Here is an 11,795-nt window from a genome sequence, read left to right as displayed (position 1 = left end):
TCACCGCATCATCAAACCGGCCGATTTACAGCATGTTCAGACCGGCGCCGACAGGGAGGTTGGGTTGGCGGATTTCTTTGTGGACATTGGCGGCTCCTTCGTTTCACAAGTTGTCAGATATTAGCTGTCAGCCATTCCTTCGGTGGGCGGAGTTCGCCCACTGCGAGATGAACACGCGGGGTGTTCCGGACAGGCGGATCGGAGCGGAGCAGACGTCCCAGGGGCTTGCGTCCCTGGCTACATACCCGTGCCCCTCCGGGGCATCGGGCGATTTCGGGTTTGGGCCCAGGGACATGGGTCCGGCTTGCGGCGGGTCGACGCGAGCGGCAAGACGTTCGTCCTCCACAGAGTGTTGTTGCGGTTCACAAGAGTCGCAGGGGCCAGCCGCTCAGTCGTCAAACCGGTGCGAGTAAACGCGGGCGTATTTCTTGCGGCGCTGGTAGGCGCGGGCCAAGTCGAGGAAGATTTCGAGGTCACGGTCGAGGTTGGTCTGGGTTCCGTCGAAGTAGAAGACGCGGATGGGCATGCCGTCGCAGTCGCGGCTCACCGCCGGATAGACCGCCTCGCAGATGATGCCGTTCATGCAGGTGAACGGGCTGATGTCGATGACACCATCGGCACCCTTGCGGTGCAGGTAGACGGTTTTTCCCGTGCTTAGCACCATCTCGCCGATGCAACCTTGGGGGGGCAAGTAGCGTTCGCCGGCCTGCAAGACCTCGCGGATATCATGCGGCTCTTCCAAACCTCTAAAATCCTCCTGTAGCGGGGCGAGCAGGATGTGCTCGTAGTGCTGCTGGACCTTCGATTTGGCCCACTGTTTGAACAGCTCCAGATTCAGACGTCCGTTGGAACGGACGATTCTGTCTCTGACGTACCAGTCGACGTACCAGATCCACTCGGCGATATCGGAGATCCAGCACTCGCCGCCCAGTTTCTCGACGCGGCGCGCCAGGTCGTCGTTGCTGAAGGTATTGTGGCGGCAGAAGATCTCTCCGACGATGCCGATCAGCGGCCTGCCCTTTTCGTATCGCGCGGGGATCGAACGAAAACGGTCGCGCACCTGCGTGACGACCTGCGTCAACTCAACCAGACGATGTTTGGGCTTGAGGTCCGGCTTTGACAGGACCCGGCCGAACCGATCAACCGCGTCGCGGAAGGCTTCGTCGCTGTCGCCGGCACGGAGTTCATAAGGTCGTGTCTTGAACAGCAACTTCTGGGCGATGTCGCCGCACACGACGCCCATCCAGGCGTTGCGAATGAATTGCCCGGCGCCTTGGCCGATATCGCTGTAGCCATTGGCGCTGGTCGGGGAGAAGACCATCGTTTCGCCGTATCCGAGTTCTTCGAGCTGCTTGCGCAGATAGGGGCCGTACTGCCCAAAACGGCAGGGGCCGTGGGCAGTCGGCATCATGAACGCCGTTTTGGCGGGCTCGAAGTCCGGACGACGGCAGATTCGGAGGAAGTCCCCGAGAGTGATTCTGTGGGGCAGACACTCCTCGCCGCTGCTGTAGAGACCGCCAAGCTCTAGGGTCTGGGGATCGGAGTCCGGAGTGGGGACCGCTTCGATCCCGATGGAACGGAAACAAGCGGCCAGGAGTCGGGCACCGGCGTAGGCCATTTGTGGGAGATAGAGGGTCCGTCCTTGGAGGCTCTTTCCGTCGGCTCGTGCTGCTGCTTTCGCCACCATCGCAGAATCCCTTTGCTGTCCAGATACGCCTCGCAGCGGGTCATCATGCCGGCGTCGTTGGAGTGTCCGTCGAACTGCAGCGTCAGGAACGGCTTTCCGCCCGACGCCGACCGGACAAACCCTTTGACGAAGGAATCCGGCCCGCATTTGAAGTTGGTCACGTAGATGATGTGGAGGTTCGGGTGCCGGCTGACGATCCTTGCCGCGGCGAGGATCTTGCGACCGTATTCCCAGTACATGTTGTCGTTGATGTCGCGAACATCGACGTCGGACACCGGCAGGGCATCAATCGGGATGACGTTGACGCCATAATTGTCCCGGAGCTTGCGGGCAACCGCCAGGCTGACGCCCGGATCGTGGATGTTGTAAGGCCGGCCGACGAGCACCATGCCGGTCTCGCCGGATCGCGTGAGTGTTTCGAGGGCCGTCCTTCCGGCCTCCAGGTAGCGGTCGCGAAACTGTCGCAAGGCATTGATGCCCGCCTCATAAGCCCGCTGAGCCACGCGACGCCGGGCTCCCAGGCGCACAGCGACGTCAAGCAGTACCTCGCGCAGATTGGTCGTGTCCGAGCGCAATCGAATCGTCGGGCACAGGATCCGATCCTGCCACGCCGCAAACGCCGGCGACTGGCGCACGACGAAGGGGAGGGTCTGGCCCCAGGGGCAGACGTGGCTTTCGTTATCCAGGAACTTCGTTTCGGCCGAGATGATGTTCGGCAGCCAGATGAAATCCACCTTTCCGGCGACCAGGTCGGCCACGTGGCCGTGGGCGACGATGATCGGGAAGCAAGGTTCTGCGACAATCGCATCGGTGCCCGCCTTCACGGTGATCTTGTTCGTCGGCTCGGACGTAACGACCTTGAAGCCGCAATCACGGAAGAAGCGCCGCCACAACGGCAGCAGATCGAAGGTGTACATCGCCAGCGGAACGCCGATGGTCAGGGTTGCGTGGGGAGGATCGCCGTTATCGTCCGCATGGAGCAGATCGTGCCGCACGGCGAGGAGGTCGGGAATGACGGGCTTGCGATCGGTCTTGGCCCGCTTGCGATAGCGGTCGGAGCACTTGTCGCCCCAGTAGGTCTTTTCGCCCTCGACGTTGAATTCCTGCACGGCGCAGTGGTTGCCACAACCCTTGCAGGTGAATTCTCGCAACGTGTAAGTGACGCGGTTCATATCAAAGCCGCGGAATCGAGTGCCGTTGCCGGCGGCCTGAGTTTTCTCCTTGGCCAGCAAGGCCGCCCCGATCGCACCCAAGACCGCGTTGTGCGGGGGTACGATGATCTCCTTGCCGGTCACGGCGCTGAAGGCCGCCGCGACGGCATCGTTGTAGGCCGTTCCGCCCTGGAAGAAGATGCAATCGCCGATTTTTCGTCCGCGGACCACTCGGTTGATGTAGTTGTATACCACCGAATAGGCCAGGCCGGCGATGATATCTTCGCGTTTGGCTCCGCGGTGCATGCAGGTATTCACGTCCCGCTCCATGAAGACGGTGCACCGCTCACCCAGCTTGATTGGCGACTTGGATTGCAGGGCCAGTTGGCCGAATTCTCCTTTGATCGAGACGTCGAGTTCCTCGGCCCGCTCTTCGAGGAAGCTGCCCGTGCCGGCGGCGCAGGCTTCGTTCATGGTGAAGTCGACGACCACCGACTCGGCCGAGTCACCGGCCTCGGGCTGAAGGCTGATGAACTTGCTGTCCTGTCCGCCGATCTCGAAGATCGTATCAGGCCGTTTGCCGATGAGCCGGTCTCCGATGAAGGCAGCGCCGGTCTTGTGGCAAGTGATCTCGTCATGAATGGCGTCCGCGCCCACGAGCTCGCCGATCAACTCGCGGCCGCTACCGGTGGAACCGACGCCGCAAACACGGACGCGGTCGCCGACGGCGTCGCGCAACTCGCGAAGGCACCGGGTTACGACCTCGATTGGTCGCCCTTCGGTCCGAGTGAAAATGTGGTGGATCACTTCGCCCTGGGCATCGATCAGGACGAGTTTCGTTCCCACGGAGCCGATATCGAGGCCTAAATACGCGTCGATGACTTGGCCGTTTTCCGGGAACTCATACGGCCTGACGCGTTCCCGCAGGAGTTGCACCTTATCAAGCGTCAGCCGCGGCAGTCTGGGAAGGCCATCCTGCCCCGCGGGCTCGGCGGTGATGACTTCGGAGAGTCGTCCGCCGAGGGCCACGCGGTCCGCGATCGAGGCTTCGCCGGCAAGGATGGCCGCACCGATGGCGCCGATGGACTCGGCGGCCGGTGGCACAAACAGGTCGCCGTCTTTCAGGCCGAACACCTCGGCCAATTCGTGGACCACAGCGGTGTTTGCTGAGACGCCGCCGATGAGGGCCACGGGGCGTTCAGGCGTCCTGCCTTTGACGACTGCGGACTTGTAGTTCATGGCCACAGCCTTGCAGAGGCCCTTGAGTACCTCGGGCGGAGCGAAGCCCTTCTGCTGGGCGTGGATCATGTCGCTCTTGGCAAAAACGCTGCACCGGCCGGCGATCTGGGCGGTTCGTCGGGCATCCTGGACCACCGTGCCGATATCTTCGACCTCGTATTGAAGCCGCGACGCCTGCTGATCCAGGAAGGCACCGGTTCCCGCGGCACAGTCGCCATTCATGCCATAGTCAGCGATGCCCAATCGGCCGTCGGCCGGATCCGGCACGAGTCGGATGTATTTGCTGGTTTCTCCGCCCATCTCGAAGACGGTGCGAACGTGCGGGTGGAGCAGATCGACGGCCCGGGCGATGGCCTGGAATTCGTTGAAACGCGGGACCCCGAGCGCGGCGGCGACCAAGCCGCTTCCCGAACCGGTCAGGGCTACCGCTTCGATGCGGTCGGCACCGAGTTTGTCGAGCAGCTCTCGCAGTACCTGCCGCACAGCCTCCAAAGGCCGTCCGCGGGTGCGCCGATACGGGGCGACCAGTACCGTGCGGGCGGCGGGCACCTGTAACCGGCGAAAGCCTCCGACTCCGTCGCCGAGGGCGGCCATGGCGGATTCCGCCTGATCGCTCGGTAAGAGAATCGCGGCCTTTACGCTCACCGCGCCGACATCGATGCCCAATTTCGCGCTCATGCAGTCCCAGCCTTGCTCACCGCCGCGCCACACGACGACACTTGGCACGTTCAGACAAGCGAAAATAGTAAACACTAACAAAGCGGTTGTCAAGCCCTTGCCGGCCACACGTGAGTGGGCACAGGGCGGCGCGAGACGGCATTGCGTCTGGGGGCCAAGTCCGCAGATACCGCTCGTATGAAACACGGAACCCCAAAACCTTGACCTCAGCGTGTTTTACGTTCACGGGAGAGAACGATTTGGGACTGATGGGTGTGCCTGTCGCCTCGAGCTGATTTATGAAGCAGCCCCGGTTGTGCTGCGGGGGCGACGCCGTCCCTTGTTCAGAGCAGGTGCCTGGCCGGGGCGTTGTCTTGCCGGGATCTTGCGTGTTGGGGCCATGGCGACGAAACAAGGCTGACGAGGGCGTCGTCCCTATTTTGGAACCCGCGGTGCCTGCTTGCTCTGCTTCCTTGCTGCCTCGCCGCCTTGCGGCCACACTGCCCTTCTGTCTCGCTCCCTTGCCACGTTGCTGCCTCGTGATCCCTGTCTGCGAGCCCCTTCGGTTTTCCGCGGGCCAGAGCGGTTGGGCAGAAGGTAGGAGACCCAAAGAGAATGACTGCCTCGGTGAGGGGGAGAGAATGACCCCCTCCGGCTCCCCCTCGGCGAGGGGGAGAGGCGCAGGGGATGCGCGCGAAGGGGGCGGGGGAACGGCACGTTGGACCGGCCGTCTCCGGATGGCACGATCAGGCGGGCTTGGTGGCACGTTTGGGCGGTTCCGGATAGATTCTTGGCCCCAAAGCGGAGACCTCGGACCATGGGAGTATGACCGGGTGAGCATAAGGCATATCATTCGTGGGGTGCTTTTCGACCTCGACGGTGTCGTGGTTTTTACGGACAAGTATCACTACTTGGCCTGGAAGCGCCTGGCCGATGAGCAGGGTTGGCAGTTTGATGAGGAGCTGAACCACCAGCTTCGCGGCATTCCGCGGATGCCCGCCCTGCAGATCATCCTTGATCACAACCACGTGGTGATCGACGATGCGGAAAAGGAATCGCTGGCCGCCCGTAAGAACGGCTACTACAAGCAGATGATCGAATCGATCAACGACGGCGATCTGTACCCGGGCGTGGTGCCGTTCATCGAGAAGCTTCGTGCGCGAGGTATCAAGACGGGGCTGTGTTCGTCGAGCAAGAACGCTGGAGCGGTTCTGGAGAAGCTGGGTCTGAGGCGCTTGTTCGACGCCGTGGTGACGGGTTACGACTTCAGCAGGGCGAAGCCCGATCCGGAGATTTTCCTACTGGGCGCCGAGCGTCTGGGGGTTCCGCCGTTTCACTGCCTGGTGTTTGAGGACGCCTTTTCCGGGATCGAGGCTGCCTTGGCCGCCCGGATGAAAGCCGTGGGGGTCGGCTCGAAGGACATTCTGACCAACGCGCCTGAGGTGATCAGCCGCTATGACGAAATCGATATCGACGCCTTGCTGGATGCCGGCCGTCCCTCGCGGCTGCCGGTCGAGCCTTGGACCATTGCTGAGACGCGGATCAACCGGAACCGGGCGCAGTATTGGGAGAGCCTGCTGGCGCTGACCAACGGGTTCATGGGTTTGCGCGGCACATACGAGGAGGATGATCCGGTCCTGGCCGAGTTCGCCTACCCGGGCATGTTCCTCAACGGCATTTATGATTACGAGCCGTATCATCACGTGGTCAGCTTTCCCGGCTATCCGCAGCGTCGGCACGTGATGCTGAACATCTGCGATTGGCGGGTCATCAACCTCATCGTCGACGGCGAGCGTTTCAGCATGTTCAGCGGCAAGCTCAGCGATTACCGCCGGGAACTGGACATGCGGCGGGGCATTGTGACGCGCGGCTTTGTCTGGGAAAGCCCGTCGGGCAAGCGTGTTCGCGTACGCACGACCAGGCTGGTAAGCATGGCTCGACGGCACAGCGCGGTGATTCGATATGAGGTCGCGTCGCTGAACTTCGAGGGGCCGATCGTTCTTGAGAGCATTGTCCGTGGCAAGGCTCGCAGCGGCGAGCTGAAGAATGATTGCATCGAGATTATCGAGCAAGGCAGCGCCGGCGAGGCGCGTTACTTCGTGAGCCGGCCCAAGACGGCCGATTCGCGCGTGGCCATGGCGTTCGTTCACCGCCTGGAGGGCGCCGGCCGTTCGAGCCAATCGGCGATGGAGGAGTGCAACGGGCAATTCATCGAGCGGTTCACCGTCCAGGCGGCGAAGAATTCGATCATCACACTGGACAAGTTCGCCTGTTTTCACACCAGCATCGAGACACCGCTGTGGGACCTGCTTCCGACGGCGGTTTCGGGCGTGATTCGCGACGTCAACGACGGCTTTGAGACGCTGTTGCGTGAGCAAACGGATTTCTGGTCGCGGTACTGGGAGGTGGCGGACGTCCAGATTGACGGCAACGCGGCCGATCAGCAAGCGGTGCGGTTTGCCATCTATCACCTGCGGCAGAGCAACCCGGAAGACGATCATCGCAGCATCAGCGCCTGCGGCATGACCGGCGACCATTACTGGGGTCACGTGTTCTGGGATACCGAGATGTACATGTTGCCCCATTTCATATACACGCAGCCCGAGACGGTTCGGCCGCTGCTCATGTACCGTTACCATCTGTTGGATCAAGCCCGCCGGCGTGCGCGGGAGATGGGGGGGGTCGGGGCGCTTTATGCCTGGAACTCGATCTCGGGCGAGGAATGCGGCGTCGTCTATGAGGCGTCCACCGCCGAGTATCACCTGGTCAGCGACATCGCCCACGCGATCTGGCGGTACGTCTCGGCCACCGGCGACACGGAATTCCTCTGTCACTTCGGCGCGGAGATCGTTTTCGAGACTGCCCGCTTTCTAGCCGACCGGGGCAAGTTCATCCCGCTGCGCGACAACAAGTTCTGCATCAACGTGGTGTGCGGTCCGGACGAGTACGGCTGCGGGATCAACAACAACTGCTATACGAACATGCTCGCTCAATGGCATTTTCGTTACGCCTGCCGGGTTTATGACGAGATGGAGCGCTGCAGGCCCGCCGAGTTTGAGCGATTGGTCGCCCGGATCGGCCTGACGCCCGGGGAGCGCCGACTCTGGCAACGGGCCGCCGATAAGATGTACATCCCGTACTCTGAGGAACTCGGCATCCATGCGCAGGACGACAGCTTCCTGTACCTGGATCCGGTGGACATGAGCAAGCTGCCGCTGTTCACCGACCTGCGGAACCACACGCACCCGCTGAACCTGTGGCGGATGCAGGTTGCCAAGCAGGCCGACGTGGTTCTGCTGATGTTTGTTCTCGGCGATCGGTTCGCGATCGAGCAGAAGAGGGCCAACTACGATTATTACGAGCCTCGGACGAACCATGGCTCGTCGCTTTCGTCCTCGATTCACAGCATCGTGGCCTCGGAGATCGGGCGATCGGAGGACGCGTATAACTACTTTCGCCACAGTGCATTGATGGACATCAACGACTTCAAGGACAACACTTCCGGCGGCGTCCACTCGGCGTGCCTGGGCGGAACGTGGATGGCGGTGGTCAACGGGTTTGCGGGCATGCGGGACTATGAAGGCGGCTTGCAGTTCAATCCGCGACTGCCCGCGGCGTGGGAGTCCTTCCGGTTCAAGGTGCGCTACCGTGGTCGGCTGATCGGGGTGGACGTTGGCCGTGACGGAGCCACCTATCGCCTCCTGGAAGGAGAAGACGTTGAGTTCGCCGTCGGAGGTCAGACCATCCGGTTATCGCCGCAGAATCCTCTCGCCCTATCGCAGGTTCGTTAGGGGACGGACCCCAGGCCCAATAACGTGAACGACCGGGCCGGCAAGGCACCCAGCGGCCCGATATCCGCCGGGACACTCGTGTTAGTGAAGCAGCGAGCCCGTGATGCCGACGGAGTCAAAGGGACTCCGGGCACCTCCACGCGCAGCGGCTGCCGTCCCGGCGGTCCGGCATGATCGTCGCCCGGGAAAGAAGAAAGGAACCACTCGATGAAGGCTTTGCGCACGCATCTTATCATTCTGGTGCCGCTGGTCGGGCTGACGCCGGGCTGCTCGCCCGATTCCGGGGGAACCGGCATTCTGGACGGGCTCTTCAATCTCGGCAAGAACGGCCACCAGATTGACCCGCTGCTGGAAGCGACCGCCGGAGCCTCGGCGGTGGCCAAGGGCGACTTCAACAATGACGGCCTCATGGACCTGGTCTCGGTGTCGTCCGAGAACCAGCCTGTTCAGCTTCATTTGTTGAACAGCCAGGGAGCCTTCGACCTGTTGTCGATCGCCGGCGGCGGCCCGCTGGCGATCATGAATGACGTTGACGTGGCGGACTTCAACCGGGACGGGAAGCTTGATATTGCCGTCCTGGTCAAGGACACGGGTTTTGTACCACCCAAGGACGTAGATATGCCCTCCGCAGTCATTCTACTCATTCAGGGCGCTGACCCGCTCAATCCATCCAATTGGATCTGGGTCGCGCCACCCTTGGGCTGCCACGTTAACCCGCAGAACCCGGAATGCGGGATGTTTTTGAGCTCCGACCAGACGGGCCCGACGGACCTGGAAATCGGAGACTTCAATAACGACGGTTTGCCGGACTTCGTCATTGCGGCGAACGGGCCCAAACCGAAGGGCGCCGATGCGCAGGCTCCCCACACCTTTGTGCTCGTGTATCTCAATCCTGGAATCAACAGTGCGGCCAATCCGGCCGCATGGAATCCCCTGGTGGCCGACAGCGACGTACTGACTTACTCCGACCTGGCGGTCGCCGACATGGACAACGACGGAGATATGGATATCGTGGCGGCGGTGCCGGAAGCGAAGACATGGAACCTCCACTGGCTCCGAAATGAGAACAACGGAACCACCTGGACATCGGTGCTGATCGGCGAGCAGACAGGCGGCGCAGACTACATTGACGTCGGCGACATCAACGAAGACGGCTCGCCCGATGTGGTGGTGGCCGGCAGCGCCTACTCGCTGATCCAATGGTTCCGCAGTCCCGGACCGGCCAATCTCGCTCCGAGCGCGCCGCAGGTGCCGTGGTACGTGTACAACATCGGTCTGATCAGCGACATCGAGGTCGACGGGCAGTCGCAGACCATCGAATTCAATCAGCTCCGCGTACTCGACCTGGACAGCGACGGAGAGGTTGAGGTCTTCGTAACCGGCGACGGCTATGCCTATGAGTTCCAGCGGACCGCCAACCTCTTCAATCCGTGGACAGGCACTGCGCTCTTCAAGGCCGATCCTGAGGGCGTGTTGGGCCGGTGTGCGTTTCATGACTACACGGGAAACGGCTGGTTGGACATCCTTGTGCCGGTCGACCGCGACGGATTAACCCTGGACGGCGTCTATCTGTTTGCTCGCTGAAGCGCCTGCGGCGGGCGGAGCATGCGGCAGGGCTGAAGTATGGCGCCGTGGCCGACACTGTCGGGTCACTTGCCGGCCTCAACCGAATCCTGGCGCTCGTAGGTTCAGGGTTCTGCGGGCAGATCTGGTACCCGATTTTCCAATCCGGCACCGAGCCCTATTCGGGGGCGAATCACGAACCGAAAACAGCGTGCAGTTGAGGTCCGCAGAATCCGCGGTCATCGTTGAGTACAACCGCGCCTGCCGGCGGGCGGGCCAAAGGAAGAAGGCCTGTGCATTGTGCATGCACAGGCCTGTCCCCAATCAACCGGAACCACCGGCCTGAGGTATCGTGAGAATGCGGAGCTTTCGGCCCGTTCCGCTGTTGCGGGCAGGAGTCGACGGCCGACCTGCCTGACCTGCGGATTCGCAGGTTATGCCAGCATCAGCCGGACCATCTGGACCGCTTCGTGCATTACCGTGGGCAACGAACCGCCACCGGTGCCCGTGCCGCTGCCGTCGTTGACCACGTCAGCTCTGAGCAGATCCATCAAACCTGGGATAGCCGCCTGCAGAGCGGCCTCCAGGGCGTCGACCATAACGCCGCCGACCTCTCCCTCGCAGCCGATGACCGACAACACCATTCCGCCGGTCGCGAGGCATGCGAGCGTCCGCAACAGAGAATGCTTTTTCTTTTCCAGTCCGAGTCGCATGTCCGTCCTTTCCCAGTGTATCCCCTTGAACAATGCCTCCAGGCGTGGCTTCTCTGCCGGGGGCGACACGCGGGCTGGGCACCCCGGTGATGCCCGCTCAATAGCGATATCGGCTCGAAGAGGCTGCGGGGTGAGAAAGGGGTGTTTGCGGCTCGAGACGCAAGGAGCGAGATCGTTTTGGACTTTCTCGGACCGGACCAAGGCAAACACCCGAAGGGCGGTGAAGGCCCGCTGGGAACGGACGATCCGAAAGGTTATGACCCGTGCCCCGGCTCGAACGGAGGCAAGCGGGCGGGAATCGCGCCGGGAGGGACTCGAACCCCCGACCGCGGGATTAGAAATCCCGTGCTCTATCCGACTGAGCTACCGGCGCACGTCTCAGAACACAAGGTACCGCAAAGCATATCGGAGCGTCCAGCCCAGTCTCGGTCCCGCCCAAGGCAATCGTATCCAGATTCCCTGGCATAGGACCCGGGTTAGCCCCTTGCGTCGCGACTGGTGCGCATTTTGCGCGCATGTTTCTTGATCGCAGAGCACTTGTGTTGCGGCCCGCAAAAGGCGGTCCGGGTTAGGTAATCCTCCCGCAGGCCGGCCCGGGGGCGTTTGCTTTTGAGGCTGCCCTTGAAGGTTTCTCGCGGCGAAGCAGGTTCAGGCTCAGTCGGCGGATTCGGGAGAAGTTCTCCGCCGAGTGGTCGATGCGGTTTCGCAGGAAGGTCACGTCCGGTGACCAGTGCGGTTTGTTCTCGATCCCCCAGTGGCTGCGAGCGTATTGGAGCACGGTCTGGGCGCTTTGGCCGGCCAGATCGCTGATGTCATGGTGGGGTTCGGCGGTGTGGGGAGCCGGAATATCGACTCTGCGAGGTTGCTTCGCTGCGCAGCACCCGTGACCAATGAATGGCGACGGCGGAAAGGATTCCGCAGCGGGTACGGCCCGGAAAGGATTCGGGGCCGAGCGAGCGAGAATGTGGCCCGGAAAGGATTCCGGGCCGAGCGA

General features: G+C 62.2%; 6 protein-coding genes and 1 tRNA gene. 2 read left to right on the top strand and 5 right to left on the bottom strand.

The annotated features are described in order from the left end of the window. Window positions 1-388 precede the first annotated feature (388 nt). Together PLL20_19865 and PLL20_19860 are read right to left on the bottom strand one after the other, a co-directional pair. Window positions 389-1,411: a hypothetical protein gene (locus PLL20_19865; protein ID HPD32257.1), complete on the bottom strand. Its 1,023-nt coding sequence runs from the start codon at window positions 1,409-1,411 to the stop codon at window positions 389-391. A gap of 113 nt (window positions 1,412-1,524) precedes the next feature. Continuing rightward, window positions 1,525-4,755 carry an acyl-CoA dehydratase activase gene (locus PLL20_19860; protein HPD32256.1) on the bottom strand — a complete coding sequence of 1,077 codons (3,231 nt, stop codon included), beginning with the start codon at window positions 4,753-4,755 and terminating at the stop codon, window positions 1,525-1,527. Between the two features lie 812 nt (window positions 4,756-5,567). On the opposite strand from PLL20_19860, the gene pgmB reads away from it, so the two are divergent. Then, entirely contained in the window at window positions 5,568-8,525 is a 2,958-nt protein-coding gene (pgmB, locus tag PLL20_19855) for a beta-phosphoglucomutase (protein HPD32255.1), read from the top strand. Window positions 8,526-8,732: 207 nt separating this feature from the next. Beyond that, window positions 8,733-10,109, top strand: a complete 1,377-nt coding sequence (locus PLL20_19850) for a VCBS repeat-containing protein (GenBank protein HPD32254.1) — start codon at window positions 8,733-8,735, stop codon at window positions 10,107-10,109. A 413-nt stretch (window positions 10,110-10,522) separates the two neighbouring features. Here the strand turns inward: PLL20_19850 and PLL20_19845 are convergent, their stop codons facing one another. The 3 genes from PLL20_19845 to PLL20_19835 all read right to left on the bottom strand — a co-directional run. Next, window positions 10,523-10,801 (bottom strand): hypothetical protein, encoded by a 279-nt coding sequence (locus PLL20_19845; protein HPD32253.1) that lies wholly within the window; start codon window positions 10,799-10,801, stop codon window positions 10,523-10,525. Window positions 10,802-11,100: 299 nt separating this feature from the next. Beyond that, window positions 11,101-11,174 (bottom strand) — tRNA-Arg (locus PLL20_19840). A gap of 195 nt (window positions 11,175-11,369) precedes the next feature. After that, window positions 11,370-11,795 (bottom strand): hypothetical protein (locus PLL20_19835; GenBank protein HPD32252.1); only part of this gene is annotated, 426 nt, incomplete at its 5' end.

The sequence above is a fragment of the Phycisphaerae bacterium genome (genome assembly GCA_035384605.1).
In the GTDB taxonomy this organism is placed as follows: Bacteria; Planctomycetota; Phycisphaerae; order UBA1845; family PWPN01; genus JAUCQB01.
The sequence above is the reverse complement of the archived record's forward strand: the minus strand, read 5'-3'. Positions and strand labels throughout refer to the sequence as shown.

Excerpts from the sequence above, each read along its gene's own strand:
- PLL20_19865 (HPD32257.1), bottom strand. The coding sequence starts at position 1,411 with ATGATGCCGACTGCCCACGGCCCCTGCCGTTTTGGGCAGTACGGCCCC.
- PLL20_19860 (HPD32256.1), bottom strand. The coding sequence starts at position 4,755 with ATGAGCGCGAAATTGGGCATCGATGTCGGCGCGGTGAGCGTAAAGGCC.
- PLL20_19850 (HPD32254.1), top strand. The coding sequence starts at position 8,733 with ATGAAGGCTTTGCGCACGCATCTTATCATTCTGGTGCCGCTGGTCGGG.
- PLL20_19845 (HPD32253.1), bottom strand. The coding sequence starts at position 10,801 with ATGCGACTCGGACTGGAAAAGAAAAAGCATTCTCTGTTGCGGACGCTC.